Here is a 19,514-nt window from a genome sequence, read left to right as displayed (position 1 = left end):
GAGGGCGTTTAAATGGCAAAGTTCTTTATCGACAGGCCCATTTTTGCTTGGGTTATCGCAATCATTCTGATGCTCGCGGGCGTCGCTTCGATTTTCAATCTGCCTATCGCGCAGTATCCGACCATCGCGCCGCCCGCCGTGCAGATCAGCGCGACGTATCCGGGCGCATCGGCGAAAACGGTGGAAAACACCGTTACGCAGGTGATCGAGCAGCAGATGAGCGGTCTCGACCATCTGCTCTATATGTCGTCATCGAGCGACGACTCCGGCAACGCGACGATTACGCTGACCTTCGCGGCGGGCACCAACCCCGACATCGCGCAGGTGCAGGTGCAGAACAAGCTGCAGCTCGCGACGCCGCTGCTGCCTGAATCCGTCCAGCAGCAGGGCACCAAGGTGACGAAGTCGAGCAGCAGCTTCCTGCTGGTGATGGCGTTCGTATCGACGGACGGCAGCATGGACCGCTACGACCTCGCGAACTATGTGGCTTCGCATGTCGAAGACCCCGTGAGCCGCGTCGATGGCGTTGGCACCGTGCAGCTGTTCGGCTCGCAATTCGCGATGCGCGTCTGGCTCGATGCGAACAAGCTGAACCAGTACAGCCTCACGCCTGTTGACGTGGAAACCGCGTTGACGAATCAGAACGTGCAGGTGGCAGCGGGTTCGCTCGGCGGCACGCCTTCCGTGCCCGGCCAGGTGTTACAGGCGACCATCACGCAGGCCACCTTGCTGCAAACGCAGGAACAGTTCGGCAACGTGCTGCTGAAGGTCAATCAGGACGGCTCGCAGGTGCGCATCAAGGACGTTGCGCGCATCGATCTGGGCGGTGAGAACTACAACTTCGACACCAAGTACAACGGCCAGCCGACAGCGGGCTTCGGCATCCAGCTCGCAACGGGTGCGAACGCGCTGCAGACGGCGAAACTGGTGCGCGCGAAGATCGACGCACTGTCGAAGAACTTCCCGCATGGTCTCGTCGTGCAGTATCCGTACGACACGACGCCGTTCGTGAAGATGTCGATCGAGGAAGTGGTGAAGACGCTGCTCGAAGGCATCGTGCTGGTGTTCCTCGTGATGTATCTGTTCCTGCAGAACCTGCGCGCGACGTTGATTCCGACGATTGCCGTGCCTGTGGTGCTGCTCGGCACGTTCGCGATCATGAGCGCGGCGGGCTTCTCGATCAACACGCTGTCGATGTTCGGTCTCGTGCTCGCCATCGGCCTGCTGGTGGACGATGCAATCGTGGTGGTCGAGAACGTCGAGCGCGTGATGTCCGAGGAAGGGCTATCGCCAAGAGAGGCCACTCGCAAGGCGATGGGCCAGATCACGGGCGCGCTGGTCGGCGTGGCGCTGGTGCTGTCGGCTGTGTTCGTGCCTGTTGCGTTCTCGGGTGGATCGGTCGGCGCGATCTACCGTCAGTTCTCGCTGACGATTGTGGCGGCGATGGTGCTGTCCGTGCTCGTTGCGCTGGTTCTCACGCCTGCGCTGTGCGCGACCATTCTCAAGCCGATCCCGAAAGGCCATCACGGCACGACAAAGGGCTTCTTCGGCTGGTTCAACCGCACCTTCGACAACGGCCGCGACAAGTATCACTCGGGTGTGCAGCATGTGATCCGCCGTTCGGGGCGTTGGCTCGTGCTGTATCTCGCGGTGATCGTAGGCGTGGGTTTCCTGTTCATGCGTCTGCCGAAGTCGTTCCTGCCCGATGAAGATCAGGGCACGATGTTCGTGCTCGTGCAGACGCCGCCCGGCTCGACGCAGGAGACCACGGCGCGCACGCTGAAGAACGTCACCGACTATCTGCTTCACGACGAAAAAGACATCGTCGACTCGGTGTTCACCGTGAACGGCTTCAGCTTCGCGGGCCGCGGCCAGAACGCAGGTATCGCGTTCGTGCGGATGAAGGACTACTCGCAGCGTCAGCATGCGAACCAGAAAGTGCAGGCGCTGGTGGGCCGCGTGTTCGGGCACTACGCGTCGTACAAAGACGCGACCGTGCTGGCCGTGAACCCGCCGTCGATTCCCGAACTCGGCACGGCGTCGGGCTTCGACTTCGAGTTGACGGACAACGCCGGTCTCGGCCACGACGCGCTGATGGCCGCGCGCAACCAGTTGCTCGGCATGGCCGCGAAAGATCCGTCATTGGCGCTGGTGCGTCCGAACGGGCTGTCCGACACGCCGCAGTTCAAGGTCGATATCGACCGCGAGAAAGCGCAGGCGCTCGGCGTCACTGTGTCGGACATCGACCAGACGTTCTCGATTGCTTGGGCATCGGCGTACGTTAACAACTTCCTCGATACCGATGGCCGGATCAAGAAGGTCTATCTGCAAGGCGACGCGCCGTTCCGCATGACGCCCGAAGACATGAGCAAGTGGTACGTGCGCGGCAGTTCGGGTTCGATGATGCCGCTGACGTCGGTGGCGTCGGGACACTGGGTCTACGGCTCGCCGAAGCTCGAACGCTATAACGGCATCTCGTCGGTCGAAATCCAGGGGCAGGCGTCCGCAGGCAAGAGTACGGGCCAGGCGATGACCGCGATGGAAGCGCTCGCCGCGAAGCTGCCGCAAGGCATCGGCTACGAATGGACGGGCCTGTCGTTCCAGGAACGCCAATCGGGTTCGCAGGCGCCGATTCTGTACGGCATCTCGATCCTCGTCGTGTTCCTGTGTCTCGCCGCGTTGTACGAAAGCTGGTCGATTCCGTTCGCGGTGATTCTCGTCGTGCCGCTCGGCGTGATCGGCGCATTGCTTGCCGTCACGATGCGCGGGCTGGAGAACGACGTGTTCTTCCAGGTCGGCTTGCTGACCACCGTCGGTTTGTCCGCGAAGAACGCGATTCTGATCGTCGAGTTTGCGCGCGAATTGCAGATCAAAGAAGGCATGACGGCCGTGCAGGCCGCACTCGAAGCGGCGCGCTTGCGGCTGCGTCCGATCCTGATGACGTCGCTGGCGTTCGTGCTCGGCGTGCTGCCGCTCGCGATCAGCAACGGCGCCGGTTCGTCGAGCCAGCACGCAATCGGCACGGGCGTGATCGGCGGGATGCTGACGGCCACGTTCCTCGCCGTTTTTATGATCCCGATGTTCTACGTCGTGATCCGCGAGAAGTTCTCGCGCGACGACTCGACACCGCATGGCGCCGAACACGACGTCGAAGAAGAAACGGCCCAGTAAGGACAAGCATATGAACAGAACACTACTGACGACGCTCGCCGCCGCGCTCTTCGCGACGGGCTGCACGCTCGCGCCGACTTATGAGCGTCCGGCCGCGCCTGTCGCGGCGACCTTTCCGCAAGGCGGCGTCTACGACAACCAGCCCGCGAAGGGCACAGCAACGCGCACGGCTAATGACCACTCTGCTGTTGACATCGGCTGGCGCGAGTTCTTCGTCGATCCGCGCCTGCAAGGGCTGATCGAACTCGCGTTGCAGAACAACCGCGACTTGCGTGTGTCGGCGCTCAAGGTCGAAGAAGCACGGGCGCAATACCGCATTCAACGCGCGGACCTGATGCCGTCGCTTTCCGTCGATGGCACGGGCACGCGCAGTCGCACGCCGAAGGACCTGTCGTACGTCGGCAAGGCGACCGTGGGCGCCGACTATCAGGTGGCGGCGAGCGCTTCATGGGAACTCGACTTCTTCGGCAAGGTGCGCAGCCTCGCCGAGCAGACGCTGCAGACGTATTTCTCGACGGCGCAGGCGCGCAAGGCGGAAGAAATCCTGCTCGTCTCGCAAGTCGCCGATCAATACCTGACGCTCGTCGCCTACGACGAAATGCTGGCAAGCACGAAGAACACGTACGACACGGCGCGCCGCTCGTACGAACTGACGAAGCTCCAGTACGACACGGGCACAGGCTCCGAACTCGATCTGCGCGAAGCGGCAGGCACGATGCAGCAGGCGCAGGCGAACTACGAAAGCCAGCAGCGTTCGCGCGCGCAGGCGGAGAACGCGCTGGTGCTGCTGGTCGGCGCGCCGCTGCCTGCCGACCTGCCGCAAGGCTTGCCGCTCGCCAGCCAGCAACTGCTGGCGGATGTTCCGGCGGGCCTGCCGTCCGATTTGCTGATGCGGCGTCCCGACATCATGGAAGCCGAAGCGACGCTGATCGGCGCGAACGCGAATATCGGCGCGGCGCGCGCGGCGTTCTTCCCGAGCATCTCGCTGACAGGCGACTTCGGCACGGCGAGCGCGAGCCTCGGCACGTTGTTCAAGCCCGGCCAACTCGCATGGAGCTTCGGGCCGACGATCTCGGTGCCGATCTTCAAGGGCGGCGAGAATCGAGCGAACCTCGATCTCGCGAAGCTCGAAAAGAACGTCGCGGTCGCGCAGTATGAGAAGGCGATCCAGACGGCGTTTCGCGAAGTCTCAGACGGGCTGGCGGCGCGCGGCACGTACGACCGGCAGATCAAGGCGTTGCAGGAGAACGTCGAGTCGCAGCAGCGTCGCTATGATCTGTCGGATCTGCGCTATCGCCAAGGCGTGGACAGTTACCTGAACGTGCTGACCGCGCAGACCGATCTGTACTCGGCGCAACAGTCGCTGATTACGGCATCGCTGAACCGGCTGACCAATCTGGTCGATCTCTATCAGTATCTTGGCGGCGGCTGGATCGAGCGCACGGGCGACACGCCCCGTTCCGCCGATGCACCCTACGCGCAGCAAGCCGCGCAGCCTCAACAGCCCACGCGCGTCGCCGCGCAGCCGTAACACGCTGAAACACCTGCTAAGCGCGCTAAACCTGGGCGCGCTTTCCCGTTGCTACATTCCCCTTCATCTCCTGAGCAGTTGCCGATCCTCGCGTGAGGCGCGGCGCTGCTTTCCGGCGACGCCCGCGTGGCGTCGTTCTTTTATTCCGTTTGGCAAACCGTTGAACGGCCTGAGCGCCGACAAATCTCCGCGTGAAATTCAATCGTCCAATCCGTCGTGTGTTGATCGCCGCAGGCGTCGTTGCTGCTGGCGTTGTCGTCTGGCAGGCGTTTGCCGCGCTTCACAAGCCGCCGCATCCCGTTGCACAAGTCACGCCTGTCACCATCGGCACGGTAACGCGCGCCGACGTGCCGCTGCAACTCGATGCGCTCGGCACCGTCACGCCGCGCGCCACTGTCACCGTGAAAACGCAGGTCAACGGCACGCTCGAAGCGATGCTCGTGAAAGAAGGCCAGCGCGTGAAAGCGGGGCAGCCGATTGCGCGGATCGATTCACGCGCGCTGCGCGCGCAGTTGCTGGAAGCGCAAGGCACGCTCGACCACGATGAAGCGCTGCTCGCCAATGCGCGCGCCGACCTGACGCGTTACGAAAGCCTGATCGATGGCGGCTCGATTTCGCATCAGACGCTCGACACGCAGCGCGCGACGCTGCGCCAGTATCAAGGCACCGTCAAGGCAGATCAGGGCAGCGTCGCGAATCTTCAGGTACAGGTCGGCTACTGCGAGATCGTCGCGCCGATGGACGGCACGATCGGCCTGCTGTCTACCGACGCCGGCAACTACGTGACGACGAGCGACACGACGGGCATCGCGACCATCACCAGCGACTCGCCGACCACCGTCGTCTACGCGCTGCCCGAAGACAGGATGGGCGCCGTGGTCGATGCGTTTCACGACAAGGGCGCGTTGCCCGTCGAGATTTTCGCGCGCGACAAGCGCACCGTGCTCGATCACGCGACGCTCGCTGCTATCGACAACCAGGCCGACACGACAACGGGCACGGTCAAGCTGAAGGCGAGCGCGCCGAACCGCGACGGCCGGCTGTTTCCGAACCGCTTCGTCAACGTGCGGATGACGGTCGGCACCTTACGCGACGCGTTGACCGTGCCGACGGTCGCGATCCAGCACGGCGCATCGGGCGATTTCGTGCTGACGCTGAGCTCCGCCGACGCGAAGCAGGGCGAAGGCAAGGTCGCGCTGCGCCGCGTGACGGCGGGCGTCGCGTACAGCGACGCGACTGTTGTCGAGCAAGGCGGTCTCAAGGCGGGCGACGTGATCGTTTTAGACGGCGCGGACAAGCTCGACGACGGCAGCGCCGTGAAGATCGTTCGCCCCTGACGCGCGCTTCCGAACCCAAAGATACCGATGGATATTTCCCGCCCGTTCATCCGCCGTCCTGTCGCGACGGGTTTGATGACGCTTGCCCTGCTGCTGATCGGCCTGATCGCTTACCGGCTGATGCCGGTTTCCGCGTTGCCCGAAATCGACTATCCGACGATCCAGGTCTACACGCAGTATCCCGGCGCATCGCCCGATGTGATCAGCACCTCCGTCACCGCGCCGCTCGAAAAGCAGTTCGGGCAGATGGCGGGACTGAAGCGCATGAATTCGACGAGTTCGCTCGGCGTGTCGCTCGTCACGTTGCAGTTCCAGACCTCGACCAATCTCGACGAAGCCGAACAGGAAGTGCAGGCCGCGATCAACAGCGCGAACAGCACGCTGCCGACGAACCTGCCGTATCCGCCTGTCTACAGCAAGGTCAATCCCGCCGATACGGCCGTGCTAACGCTCGCGGTCACATCGGATGCGTTGCCGCTCACGCGTGTCGAAGACCTGACGGATACGCGCATTGCGCAGAAGCTCTCGCAGGTGTCGGGCGTCGGGCTCGTCACGCTGTCGGGCGGCGCGCGGCCTGCTGTGCGCGTGCAGACCGACACGCGGGCGCTCAACGCGATGGGCCTGTCGCTCGAAGATGCGCGCACGGCGGTTGGCGACGCGAACGTGAACAGCGCGAAAGGCACGATCGACGGCCCGTTGCAGGCTTTCACGATCGACGCAAACGACCAACTGACGTCCGCCACCGATTACCAGGACCTCGTGCTCTCGTATCGCAACGGCGCCCCCGTGCGTCTCTCCGATGTCGCGAAGATTTCGGAGACGGCTGAAAATCCGCGCCAGGCCGCATGGAGTGGCGCGACGCCCGCGATCATCATCAACGTGCAGCGGCAGCCGGGCGCGAACGTGATCGAAGTTGTCGACCGGATCGAAGCGCTGTTGCCGCAACTGCGCGCGTCGTTGCCCGCGACTGTGAAAATCAGCGTGCTCAGTGACCGCACGCAGACCATCCGCGCTTCCGTGCATGACGTGAAGATGGAACTGGCCGCCGCGATCGCGCTCGTCGTGATGGTCGTGTTCGTGTTTCTGCGGCGGCTCGAATTCACGCTGATTCCCGCCGTGACGGTGCCGTTCGCGCTGGTCGGCACGGTGGCGGGCATCTACGCGCTCGGCTTCTCCGTCAACAACCTCACGTTGATGGCGCTGACGGTGGCGACGGGCTTCGTGGTCGACGACGCAATCGTGATGCTCGAAAACGTGATGCGCCACATCGAGAATGGTGAGACGCCTTTGGACGCGGCGTTAAAGGGCGCGCGGCAAATCGGCTTCACGATTCTGTCGATCTCGGTGGCGCTCGTTGCCGTGCTGATTCCGCTGTTCTTCATGCCCGATGTGATCGGCCGGTTGTTCCGTGAGTTTGCGCTGACGCTGGCGATTGCGATCGTGATTTCTGCGTGGGTCTCGTTGACGCTCACGCCGATGATGGCCGCGCGCATGCTGCGTGCCGATCACGCCGCGAGCGACAGCGATGCCGCCGCAAAAGACTGGCTCGCGCGTTTGAATCGCGGCTATCTACGTGTACTCGATTGGGCGTTCGCGCATCGCCTGGTGGTGCTGCTGGTTGTTGCTGCCGCGACGCTGCTGACAGTCGTGCTGTTCGTCGTGTTGCCGAAGGGTTTGTTCCCGGTGCAGGACACGGGTCTGATCGAAGGGATTTCGCTCGGTTCGCCGCGCGCGTCGTTCGAGCGGATGGCGGCATCGACGCGCACGCTCGCGGGCCGCGTCGCGAGTGATAGTGCGGTGGCCAATGTGTCGTCGTTCGTCGGTATCGACCAGAACAATCCGACCATCAACCAGGGCCGCATGCTCATCAGCCTGAAAGATGGGGATTCGAGCCGCTCCGTGATTCAAAGGCTCACGCAAGATGCCGCGCAGCGCGCCGACCTCAAGCTCTATCTGCATCCCGTGCAGGACTTGACGCTCGACGATCAGATCAATGCGAACAGTTACCGCGTCGGCGTGCAGGCTACCGACCGCGCCGAACTCAACGAATGGACGCAGCGCCTGCTCGCTGCGCTACGAGCCGACTCGATGTTCACCGATGTACAAAGCCAGGCGCAACAGCAAGGCAACGTGCTGAAGTTCGACTTCGACCGCGCGACGGCATCGCGACTTGGCCTCACCGCGCAGGACATCGACAACGCGCTCTACGACGCGTTCGGCGATAGGCAGATTTCGACTATTTATACGCACGTGAACCAGTATCACGTGACGCTGGGCGCGGATGTGCGGCTGGTCGGCGAGTCGCCGCTCGCGTTGCTCGACGGGCTTTATGTGGGCACGACTAGCGCCTCATCGACTTCTTCTTCCACTTCGACATCGACCAGCACGTCGACATCGCTCTCGCCGCTGTCGAGCATCGCGACCGCGACGGTCGCCGCCGCGCCGTTGACGATTCAACGCCAGGCACAGTTTCCATACGCGGATGTGTCGTTCAATCTCGCGGATGGCGTGACGCTCGGCACGGCCATCGACCGTATCGAGGCGATCGAAGCGAAGCTGAACCCGCCCGCAAGCGTGCAGATGAACCTCGAAGGCGCGGCGCAGCTTTACAGCACGTCGCTCGGCAACGAAGCCTTGTTGCTGGTCGGCGCGTTGATCGCCGTGTATATCCTGCTCGGCATCTTGTACGAAAGCCTGATCCATCCGCTGACGATTCTCTCGACGCTGCCTTCCGCCGCATGCGGCGCGCTCGCGGCGCTGTTGTTCTGCGGCGGCGAGCTGGACATCATCGGTCTGATCGGCATCGTGCTGCTGGTCGGCATCGTGATGAAGAACGCGATCATGATGGTCGACTTCGCGCTCGAACAGGAGCGCACGCTCGGCCTCACCGCGCACGACGCGATGCGCCGTGCGTGCGAACTGCGCTTCCGGCCGATCCTGATGACGACCTGCGCGTCGCTGTTCGGCGCGCTGCCGCTCGCGCTCGGCACGGGCATGGGCCACGAATTGCGGCAACCGCTCGGCATCGCGATCATCGGCGGGCTAGTGGTGAGTCAGTTGCTCACGCTGTTCTCGACGCCCGTGATCTTCCTCGCGCTGCATCGTCTTGCGACGCGTGCCGCGATCACGCCGTCCGGCGATACGAACGCGAGCTAAAGCATGAATCTGTCCGCTCCGTTCATTCGCCGTCCCGTCGGCACGATGCTGCTTGCGATCGGTCTCGCGCTGTTCGGCATCGTCGCGTTCCGGCTGCTGCCTGTCGCGGCGCTGCCGTCGGTGGATTTTCCCGTCGTGATGGTCAGCGCGACGCTTTCGGGCGCGAATCCCGATACGGTCGCCAAGACCGTGACGGCATCGCTCGAACGCGCCTTCGGCTCGATTGCGGGCCTCACGCAGATGACGTCGCAAAGCTCGTCGGGTTCGTCGCAGATCGTGTTGCAGTTCGATCTGAACCGCGATATCGACGGCGCCGCGCGCGACGTGCAGGCGGCGATCAACGCCGCGCGCAGCAATCTGCCCACGACGCTCACGCAAACGCCGACTTATCGCAAGATGAATCCGGCTGCCGCGCCCGTGATGATCGTCGGGCTGACGTCGGATACGGTGGGCGTCGGGCAGATGTACGACTATGCGTCATCGGTGCTGCAACAGAAGCTGTTGCAGGTGCAAGGCGTCGGCGATGTGACCGTGGGCGGCGGCGCGCTGCCGGCGGTGCGCGTCGAACTGAATCCGGATCAGCTGAGCCACTACGGCATCGCGCTCGACTCCGTGCGCACTGCGTTGGCGAACGCGAACGTCGATCTGCCGAAGGGCGCCGTCAGCATGAACGGCGAGCACTATGTGCTGGGCGCGAACGATCAGTTGATGGAACCCGCCGACTACAAGCCGCTCGTGATCCACACGCACGACGGCACGGTGGTGCATGTCACCGATGTCGCGCAAGTGGTGAAGTCGACGGAAGACCTGCGCAACTATGGCCTCGCGAACGGAAAGCCGGCGGTGCTGCTGATCGTGTCGAAGCAGCCGAACGCGAACGTGATCAAGACCGTCGATGCGATTCGCGCCACGCTGCCGCAACTCGCCGCGAGTTTGCCGTCGACGGTGAAGCTGAACGTCGTGCTGGACGGCACGCAGACGATCCGCTCGTCGGTGTTCGATGTCGAAGTCTCGCTGCTGGCGGCCGTGCTGCTGGTGACGGCAGTGTCGTACGCGTTCTTCCGCGACTGGCGCAGCACGCTGATTCCTGCGATCACGGTGCCGCTCGCACTCGCGGGCACCTTCACCGCGATGTACTTCCTCGGCTACAGCCTGAACAACCTGTCGCTGATGGCGCTGACGATCTCAACGGGCTTCGTGGTCGACGACGCGATCGTCGTCGTCGAAAACATCATGCGGCATCTGGATCAGGGCAAGTCGCCGCTCGCCGCCGCGCTCGACGGCACGCGCGAAGTCGGCTTCACGGTGCTGACGATCAGCGTGTCGCTGGTGGTTGTGTTTCTGCCGCTCATCATGATGAGCGGTCTGGTTGGGCGGCTGTTCCGCGAGTTCTCGGTGTCGCTGGCGATTGCGATCCTGATTTCGATGGTCATTTCGCTGACGCTCGCGCCGACGCTCGGGCGTCTGTTGTTGCGCCATGTGCCGCACAAGCAGAGCGAAGGCGCGTTGGGGCCGCGTGTCGAACGCGCTTACGGGCGCAGTCTGCGCTGGGCGCTGCGTCATCCGAAGACGATGCTTGCCGTCACTGTGTTCCTGCTGTTCGCCAATGTCGGCATGGTGGCCGTGATGCCGAAAGGCTTTTTCCCGATCGAAGACACGGGGCGGCTGATGGGGAACGTTCAGGCGTCGCAGAGCATTTCATTTCAGGCGATGAAGCAGAAGTTCGATGAAATCAACAAGCGCATTCTGCAGAACCCGGATGTGCAATCGGTGTCGGGCTACGTCGGCGGACGCAATGCGGTGAGCAACAGCATGATGTTCATTACGCTCAAGCCGTTGTCGGAACGCAAGCACAACGCGAATCAGGTGATCGCCGATCTGAGTCATCGCACGACGGACATTCCCGGCGTGCGTCTGCTGATGCAATCGGCGCAGGACCTGATGTTCGGCGCGCGGCAAAGCTCGGCGCAGTTTCAATACGCGGTGACGGCGGAGAATCAGGACGAACTGGATACGTGGGTGCCGCGCATCGAGGCGAAGCTGCGCGCGCTGCCGCAGCTGCGCGACGTGAATGCCGACGTGCAAAGCGCGAGTCTTTCGATGATGCTGCAGGTGAATCGCGACGCGGCGGCACGCATGGGCGTGCCGTTCGAGGCAATCGACGATGCATTGAACGACGCGTTCAGCCAGCGCCAGATTGCGACGGTTTACGGCCCTGCGAACCAGTATCACGTGGTGATGGAAGTCGCGCCGCAGTACTGGCAAGACCCGAAGACGCTGGACACGCTGTACGTGCCCGCGACGAACGCGACCAGTACCTCAAGTACATCTTCCTCAACAAACGCAACACTGGTTCCACTATCCGCGCTCGCCACACGCACGCTGTCGCACGCGCCCGTCACGATCGCGCACGACAACCAGTTTCCCGCTGTCACGCTGTCGTACAACCTGCGCGAAGGCGTGTCGATGAGCGATGCGAATGCGGCTATCAAGGCGGCCGTCGCGTCGCTGAATCTGCCGAACACGATTTTGCCGGCGTTCGCGGGGCAAGGCGCGATGATGCAGCAGTCGGGCGGCAGCGAAGTGCTGCTGATCATCGGCGCGTTAATTGCGGTGTATATCGCGCTCGGCATTCTGTACGAGAACCTGATTCATCCGCTGACGATACTCTCGACACTGCCCTCGGCGGGCCTCGGCGCGCTGATCGCGCTCTACGTATGCGGCTATGAACTGACGATCATCGCGCTGATCGGCATCGTGCTGCTGATCGGTATCGTGAAGAAGAACGCGATCATGATGGTCGACTTCGCGGTCACGTACGAGCGCGAACAGGGCGCGAGCGCGGAAGACTCGATCTATCAGGCGTGTCTCACGCGCTTCCGGCCGATCATGATGACGACACTTGCCGCGCTGTTCGGCGCGGTGCCGCTGATCGTCAGTTCGGGCTATGGGCACGAGTTTCGTCATCCGCTCGGCGTCGCGATTCTCGGCGGCCTGATGGTCAGCCAGTTGCTGACGCTCTTCACGACGCCCGTGATCTACCTCTGGCTCGACCGCTTCAACGGCCGCCGCGCCTCACGTAACGGAAACCCTTCATGATGGACAAAGCAACGCGCACGATGCGGCGTGTGCATCGAACGATCGTGGCTGCCGCCATTGCGACTCTGTGCGCTGGCTGCGCAATCGGCCCCGACTACAAAAAGCCCGACGTCGCCGTGCCCGCCACGTTCAAGGAGATGAACAGCCCCGACGCGAGCGGAGTCTGGCAACAGGCTAAGCCCGATCCGGCGGCCTCGCTAGATAGCCGTTGGTGGACGATGTTCGGCGACCAGACGCTCAACGATCTGTGCGAGCGCGCATTGAAGGCGAACCAGACGCTCGCGCAGTACGACGCGGCGTATCGCTCCGCGCGCGCCCAGGTGGCGTCGGCACGCGCGAGCCTGTTTCCAACGGTTTCCTTTGCGGGCTCGGGCACGCGTTCGGGCAGTGGGAGCACGACACAGGTGTCGTCGAGCGGAACCGTCAGCAGCTACGCGTCGAAGAGCGTGTCGGCGCAACTGGAGGCGAGCTGGGAGCCGGACCTGTGGGGCAGCGTGCGGCGCTCCGTCGAAGCGAGCGAGGCGAGCGCGCAGGCATCGGATGCGCAACTAGCAGGAGAACGCTTGAGCGTGCTCGCGACACTGGCCGTCGACTATTTCACCGTGCGGGCCGCCGACGCCGATCTCGCGATCCTCGATGAAGAACGCCGGATCGACGCTGAACTGCTCGCGCTGACGGAAGCCAAGTACAAGCACGGCGTCTCGTCATATGACGATGTACGCACCGCACACAACACGCTGCAAGCCATCGACGAAAGCATCGCGAGCGCGCAACTCACGCGCCGTCAGTATGAGCATGCGATTGCCGTGCTGATCGGCGAAGCGCCTGCCGCGTTCTCGTTGCCGGTGCAGGCGGACTATCGGTTCGAGTTGCCTGGGCTGCCCGTTTCGCTGCCGTCTGCGTTGCTGCAGCGGCGGCCTGACGTCGTGCAGGCCGAACGCACGGTTGCGCAATACAACGCAAAGATCGGCGTCGCGAAGGCGGGCTATTTCCCGACCATCACACTGTCGGCGGATGGCGGCTGGAGCGGCACCTCGCTTGCGCATCTAGTCTCGCTGCCGACGCGCTTCTGGTCGCTTGGATTCGACGTCGCGCAAACGGTGTTCGATGCGGGCGCGACGAGCGCGTCGGTGCGCGCTGCACGCGCCAACTACGATCAGGAAGTCGCCGCGTACCGGCAGACGGTGTTGAGCGCGTTCCAGGATGTCGAAGACTATTTGAGCGCGGTGCAGATCGCGACGCGCCAGGCGGCGGCATCGACCGACGTCGCGCAACGCAGCGGCGAACTCGCGGCCAGCCAGCAGCGCAATTTCGCGGCGGGGACGTCGAGCCGCATCGATGTGCTCGACACGCAATTGACACAAGTGCAGGACCGCAAGATCGCGCTCGATTACAGCAGCACCGCGCTACAGAACGCCGTCATGCTCGTGAAAGCATTGGGCGGCGGCTGGGACGGCAACGTAAAAACAGCGAAGGCGGCGGAAGCCCCTGAATAGTGAAGTGCGCCCGATGCGGCGCATATGACGTGTACCGCTTTGCTCGTGACGATTTATTGGTTCGTCGCGCGCATGGGCGTTGCTAAAGTCGCGGCTCATCATCGATATCGGCGATGAGCCGTTGCACGCCGCTACACGCATAACTATCAGAAGGTCTTTACCATGAAAATCCGATTCGCTGGCGCTGTCATCATGGGGTTGATGCTCGCCGCTTCCAGTGCGGCGCATGCCGACCGTCTCGACGACATCAAGAAGGCAGGCGTGCTGCGCGTCGCGACCTTCGACAGCAATCCGCCGTTTGGCTTCGTCGATCCGAAGAACAATCAGATTGTTGGGCTCGATGTCGATTACGCGCGTGCCGTCGCGGACAAACTCGGCGTGAAGCTCGAAATCCAGCCGACCAATCCCGCTAACCGCATTGCGTTTCTGAAGTCGGGCAAGGTCGATCTGGTGTTCGCGAACTTCACGATCACCAACGAGCGCAAGAAAGAAGTCGATTTCAGCACGCCGTATTTTGCGTCGGGCACGCAGTTCATCGCGAAGAAGGGCGTGCTGAAAACGCCGCAACAACTGAACAGCCTGCGCGTCGGCGCGGATAAAGGCACGACGAACGAGCAGCAGGTTCGTGCGCAATTCCCGGGCGCGACCATCGTCGCGTACGACGACACGCCGTTCGCCTTCGCCGCGCTGCGCACGGGCAACGTGCAGGCGATCACGCAGGACGGCCCGAAGCTCGTCGCGCTGCTGGCGAACGTGCCGGACAAGGCAAACTACGAAATTTCGCCGTTCACGATTTCCAACGACTATGAAGGTGTCGGCGTGCCGAAGGGCGAGGCGCGTCTGTTGAGCGTGGTCGATGACACGCTCAAGGGACTCGAAGCGAACGGCACGGCGGGCAAGATCTACGATCAATGGTTCGGCCCGACCAGCCGCGCACCGCTGCCGCGTCTGTTCAAGATCGGCGATCCGCAGAAGAGCTGAACCGCGTATGAACGGCTGGCTGGAACCGAAGTACGTCGGGTGGCTCGCGCACGGCTTTTTGATGACGTTGCTGTTGTCGGCGTGCGTGATCGTGTCGGCGACGCTGTTGGGTTTCGCACTCGCGATGGCGCGCAACGCGCGTAACGGCTTCGTTACGCGCGTTGCTGCGCTGTATGTGCTCGTTTTTCGCAACTCGCCGTTGCTTGTGCAGTTGCTGTTCTGGTACTTCGGTGCAGCGACCTTGCTTCCGCAAAGCTGGATGGAGTGGCTCAATACGCCGCATACGCTTTCTTTGTGGACGTTCACGCTTTCGTGGCCACCGTTCGAGTTCGTCGCGGGCTGGATCGGGTTGACGTGCTATGCGACGACGTTCGTCGGTGAAGAGTTTCGCGCGGGAATGCGCGGCGTCAAGGACGGGCAGTATCAGGCCGCCGCGGCGTTGGGACTCGCGCCGCTTGGCACGTTCCGCTATGTGATCCTGCCGCAGGCGATCCGTATTGCAACGCCGCCGCTTGCGGGGCAATACATGAACATCGTGAAGAACTCGTCGCTGACGATGGCGATCGGTCTCGCGGAACTGTCGTACACGTCGCGGCAAGTCGATACCGAAACGTTCAAGACGTTTCAGGCGTTCGGCGCTGCGACGGTTCTCTATATCGCGACGATCGCGGCGATCGAAGTCGGCTTGCTTCTCTGGAAGCGCCGCAGCGCGCACGCGTGGCAGCGAGGCACCGCATGAGCGCAATCGACTGGCTGCCGACGCTGCGTTATCTGCTGCTCGGCACGTTTCCGAATGGCCCGCTTGGTGGGGCGGCGTTGACGCTGGTGATGTCGATTGTGTCGGCGCTCCTGTCCGCTTTGGTCGGACTCGCGGGCGGCATTGCACTGTCGATGACGCGCGGTGCGGTGCATCTCGCGCTTACTGCAGTCGTGGGCTTTTTCCGCGCGATTCCCGTCCTGATGCTGATCTTCTGGACGTTCTTCCTGATGCCGATGCTGCTGCACATCGACGTGCCGGGACTCGCAACCGTCGTATGCGCGCTGGCGCTGATCGGCGGCGCGTATCTGTCGCATTCGGTGCAGGCGGGCATCGCCGCCGTCCGCGCGGGGCAGGAGCAGGCGGCGTTGTCGCTGGGCCTCACGCGCTGGCAGGCGTTGCGCTATGTGCTGCTGCCGCAGGCCGTGCGGATCATGACGCCGTCGTTCGTGAACCAGTGGGTGTCGCTGATCAAGGACACGTCGCTGGCGTATATCGTGGGCGTGCCTGAGTTCACGTTTCTCGCCAACCAGGTCAATAACCGGCTGATGGTCTATCCCGTGCAGATATTCCTGTTCGTCGGTCTGGTTTATCTGCTGCTGTGCTCCGCGCTGCAATTTTGCGCGACGCGCCTGCTCGATGCCGGGCGGCGTCGAAATACGCCCGACGCGCACTCGCGAATCACCCGGTTCCCTCATGTCCAATCCGCCGATTCCTGAACCCAAGACCGCTCCCGCGTTGCCGCGTCGCCGGATGCTCGGCGGGCTGGCGCTCTCCGCGCTGGTCGCGCCCGGCGTGAAGGCAGCGACGCTGTTGCGCCCGCTGGACGTCGATCCGTGGACGCAAACGCCCGGTGCGCCGATCCTCGATCATCCGTACGGACAACCGTCGCCGCGCGAAGCGAACGTGGTGCGCCGCGCGGCGCGCGCATGGCCGATGCCGGGCGCGGCCTCGTCGCTCACGCCGCTCGCGGACCTGCACGGCACGATCACGCCGAACGGGCTCGTGTACGAGCGTCATCATTCGGGCGTGCCGGATATCGATCCCAACGCGCACCGCCTCGTCGTTCACGGCCTGGTGCGCGAGCCGAAGCTCTTCACGATGGATGATCTGCTGCGTCTGCCGTCCGAGTCGCGGATTCATTTCCTGGAATGCTCGGGCAACACGGGGAGCGAATGGAAAGGCCCGAGCGGCCTGCCTGTGCAGATCACGCACGGACTGCTGTCGTGTTGCGAATGGACGGGTGTGCGTCTTTCGACCTTGCTCGAAGCGACGGGCGGACTCGCCGCAGCGACGGACGGACGCGCGCCGAAATGGCTGCTCGCCGAAGGCGCCGATGCTGCCGCGATGACGCGCAGCCTGCCGCTCGACCGCATTCTCGACCGGGCCCTTGTCGTCTATGCGCAAAACGGCGAGCGTTTGCGGCCCGAGAATGGGTATCCGCTGCGGCTACTCGTGCCGGGCTTCGAAGGCAATACGAACGTGAAGTGGCTGCGGCGTCTGAAGATCGTCGATGCGCCGCTGGAGACGCGTGAGGAAACGTCGAAATACACGGGGCTGCTGCCGGATGGAAGCGCGCGGCAGTTCGTGTTCGAGATGGACGCGAAGTCGGTGATTACGCGGCCTTCGTCGGGGCAAAAGCTGACGGTGCGCGGCTTTTATCCGATTGTCGGTCTCGCGTGGTCAGGGCGCGGCGCGATTCGCCGGGTCGAAGTATCGACGGATGGCGGGAAGACGTGGCAGGACGCGGCGCTCGACGACACGCCGCGCGATCGCGCGTTGACGCGTTTTCAATCGGGCTGGGTCTGGAACGGTGAGCCAGCCGCCATTCTGTCGCGCGCCACGGATTCGACCGGTTATGTGCAGCCGACGCGCGAGGCTCTCGTGCAGGCGCGCGGGCTGAACTCGAACTATCACTACAACGGCATCCACCAGTGGCGCATCGGCGCCGATGGAAGCGTGAAAAATGCTTAAGTCCATTTTTCGAGTGTCTTTGCTTTGCGCGTCGCTGGCTGCGTGTTCGGCTTCGTTGACCGCGTCGCATGATGCGCAACGGCCCGCGTTGAATGCGGATCTGCGCAAATCGGCCGATGCGATCGGCACGCCTGTTAGCGATGCCGACATCGCCGCATGGAATATCGACGTCGCGCCCGATGGCCACGGTTTGCCCGCGGGCAGCGGCGATGTTGCGATGGGCGGCAAGATCTTCGCGGCCAAATGCGCCGCGTGCCACGGTGCGAAGGGAGAAGGGCTGATCGGCGATCAGCTGATTGGCGGACGCGGCACGCTTACCTCAGCGAACCCGAAGCGCACGGTAGGCAGCTATTGGCCGTATGCGACGACGCTGTTCGACTACATCCGCCGCGCGATGCCGTACAACGCGCCGCAATCGCTTAGCGCCGATGAAGTCTATGCGGTGAGCGCGTGGATTCTGAACCAGAACGGCATCGTGCCCGACGATGTGCGGCTCGATGCGCATTCGCTCGCGTCGGTTCGCATGCCCAATCGCGACGGCTTCATTGCTGATCCGCGACCGGGGCGTCTGTAGCCGACTCGCCCCGTCGCGCGTAGAACAACCGGTCAGGCCGTCTGCGCAAGTTGCGCAGCGTGTGCCGAGAACTGGTTCTCCGGACGCGGCAGCCCCAGATGATCGCGCAGCGTGCGGCCCGCGTATTCGGTGCGAAACAGTCCGCGGCGCTGCAACTCCGGCACGACCAGTTCGGCGAACTCGCTCAGTCCACCGGGCAGCCACGGCGACATGATGTTGAAGCCATCGGCGCCTTCCTCTTCGAACCATTGCTGCAACTGGTCGGCGATGCTCTGCGGCGTGCCGATCACCTGCTGATGCCCGCGCGCACCCGCGATGCGCAGATATAGCTCGCGTATCGTCAGATTGTCGCGGCGCGCGAGGTCGAGCAGAAGCCGTTGCCGGCTCTTGCCGCCATTGGTTTCCGGCAACTCTGGCACAGGCCCGTCGACGTCGTACTTCGACAGATCGACGCCACCCGACATATTCGACAGCAACTGCAATCCGACGGTCGGATGAATCAGGTCCTGCAACGCGTCGAACTTGTCTTGCGCTTCCTGCTGCGTTCTGCCGATTACGGGAAAGATGCCAGGCATGATCTTCAGATGCTCGGGCCGGCGTCCATAGCGCGCGAGCCGACCTTTCACGTCGCGATAGAAATGCTTCGCTTCGTCGAGCGTCTGGTGCGCGACGAAGATCACTTCGGCTGTTTGCGCGGCGAGTTCCTTGCCTGCATCGGATGCACCCGCCTGAATCACGACGGGCCGTCCCTGCGGCGAACGCGCGACGTTCAATGGCCCGCGTACCTTGAAATGCTTGCCGCGATAATCGAGCACATGCACCTTGTCGGGATCGAAATAGACGCCGCTCGCCTTGTCGCGCAGGAACGCGTCGTCGTCCCAGCTATCCCACAGCCCTGTCACCACGTCGTGGAATTCTTTCGCGCGCTCGTAGCGCAACGCGTGATCGGGATGCTTGTCGAAGCCGAAGTTGTGCGCTTCCGTCTCCGTACTCGACGTGACGAGATTCCAGCCGGATCGTCCGCCGCTTAGATGATCGAGCGAAGCAAATTTGCGCGCGACGTTGTACGGTTCGTTGAAGGTCGTGGAAACCGTGGCGACCAGACCGATATGCGAAGTCACGACGGACAGCGCGGACAGTAGCGTCAGCGGCTCGAAGTGATCCGCGCGTGCCGTACGCGACAGCGACGGCAGATGCGTGTCGCGCACGCTGACGCTGTCGGCGAAGAAGATCGCGTCGAACTTCGCGCGCTCGGCGATCTGCGCGAGCTGCGCATAGTGCGCGAAGTCGAGGCCGCCCGTCGCGTGCGTGTCGGGGTGGCGCCATGCGGCGATGTGGTGTCCCGTTTCCATCAGGAATGCGCCGAGGCTGATCTGCCTTTGGTGTTGTCGTGCTTCGCTCACTGTAGTTTCCTTGATCGACGTCGAAAGAAATCGGG

The 19,514-nt window shown here is 63.3% G+C and carries 12 protein-coding genes; 11 read left to right on the top strand and 1 reads right to left on the bottom strand.

The genetic code is table 11. From position 1 onward, the window contains the following. Window positions 1–12 precede the first annotated feature (12 nt). From C2L65_RS41485 to C2L65_RS41435, 11 genes are all read left to right on the top strand, one after another. Complete coding sequence (locus C2L65_RS41485) at window positions 13–3,171, top strand: efflux RND transporter permease subunit (RefSeq protein WP_042305705.1); 3,159 nt, start codon at window positions 13–15, stop codon at window positions 3,169–3,171. A 10-nt stretch (window positions 3,172–3,181) separates the two neighbouring features. Further along, complete coding sequence (locus C2L65_RS41480) at window positions 3,182–4,702, top strand: efflux transporter outer membrane subunit (protein WP_042305742.1); 1,521 nt, start codon at window positions 3,182–3,184, stop codon at window positions 4,700–4,702. A gap of 191 nt (window positions 4,703–4,893) precedes the next feature. Then, window positions 4,894–6,039 (top strand): efflux RND transporter periplasmic adaptor subunit, encoded by a 1,146-nt coding sequence (locus C2L65_RS41475; RefSeq protein ID WP_042305704.1) that lies wholly within the window; start codon window positions 4,894–4,896, stop codon window positions 6,037–6,039. A 27-nt stretch (window positions 6,040–6,066) separates the two neighbouring features. Then, window positions 6,067–9,195 (top strand): efflux RND transporter permease subunit, encoded by a 3,129-nt coding sequence (locus tag C2L65_RS41470; RefSeq protein ID WP_042305703.1) that lies wholly within the window; start codon window positions 6,067–6,069, stop codon window positions 9,193–9,195. A gap of 3 nt (window positions 9,196–9,198) precedes the next feature. Continuing rightward, window positions 9,199–12,294 (top strand): efflux RND transporter permease subunit, encoded by a 3,096-nt coding sequence (locus C2L65_RS41465; protein ID WP_042305702.1) that lies wholly within the window; start codon window positions 9,199–9,201, stop codon window positions 12,292–12,294. Next, window positions 12,291–13,790 (top strand): efflux transporter outer membrane subunit, encoded by a 1,500-nt coding sequence (locus C2L65_RS41460; protein ID WP_042305701.1) that lies wholly within the window; start codon window positions 12,291–12,293, stop codon window positions 13,788–13,790. Before C2L65_RS41465 ends, C2L65_RS41460 begins: the two co-directional genes overlap by 4 nt. A 162-nt stretch (window positions 13,791–13,952) precedes the next feature. Then, window positions 13,953–14,771: an ABC transporter substrate-binding protein gene (locus C2L65_RS41455; RefSeq protein ID WP_042305700.1), complete on the top strand. Its 819-nt coding sequence runs from the start codon at window positions 13,953–13,955 to the stop codon at window positions 14,769–14,771. 7 nt (window positions 14,772–14,778) lie between these two features. Further along, window positions 14,779–15,510, top strand: coding sequence for an amino acid ABC transporter permease (locus tag C2L65_RS41450; RefSeq protein ID WP_042305699.1), 732 nt, complete (start codon window positions 14,779–14,781; stop codon window positions 15,508–15,510). After that, window positions 15,507–16,247, top strand: coding sequence for an amino acid ABC transporter permease (locus C2L65_RS41445; RefSeq protein ID WP_042305698.1), 741 nt, complete (start codon window positions 15,507–15,509; stop codon window positions 16,245–16,247). The genes C2L65_RS41450 and C2L65_RS41445 overlap by 4 nt, the downstream gene beginning before the upstream one ends. Beyond that, window positions 16,225–17,502 carry a sulfite dehydrogenase gene (gene soxC, locus C2L65_RS41440; protein ID WP_052426819.1) on the top strand — a complete coding sequence of 426 codons (1,278 nt, stop codon included), beginning with the start codon at window positions 16,225–16,227 and terminating at the stop codon, window positions 17,500–17,502. The genes C2L65_RS41445 and soxC overlap by 23 nt, the downstream gene beginning before the upstream one ends. Continuing rightward, window positions 17,495–18,076 (top strand): c-type cytochrome, encoded by a 582-nt coding sequence (locus C2L65_RS41435; protein ID WP_042305697.1) that lies wholly within the window; start codon window positions 17,495–17,497, stop codon window positions 18,074–18,076. The genes soxC and C2L65_RS41435 overlap by 8 nt, the downstream gene beginning before the upstream one ends. 32 nt (window positions 18,077–18,108) lie before the next feature. Here the strand turns inward: C2L65_RS41435 and C2L65_RS41430 are convergent, their stop codons facing one another. Continuing rightward, entirely contained in the window at window positions 18,109–19,479 is a 1,371-nt protein-coding gene (locus C2L65_RS41430; RefSeq protein ID WP_042305696.1) for an LLM class flavin-dependent oxidoreductase, read from the bottom strand. Window positions 19,480–19,514: the final 35 nt, after the last annotated feature.

The organism is Paraburkholderia terrae (assembly GCF_002902925.1).
Taxonomy (GTDB): domain Bacteria; phylum Pseudomonadota; class Gammaproteobacteria; order Burkholderiales; family Burkholderiaceae; genus Paraburkholderia; species Paraburkholderia terrae.
This window is presented reverse-complemented; position numbering and strand designations above follow the sequence as displayed.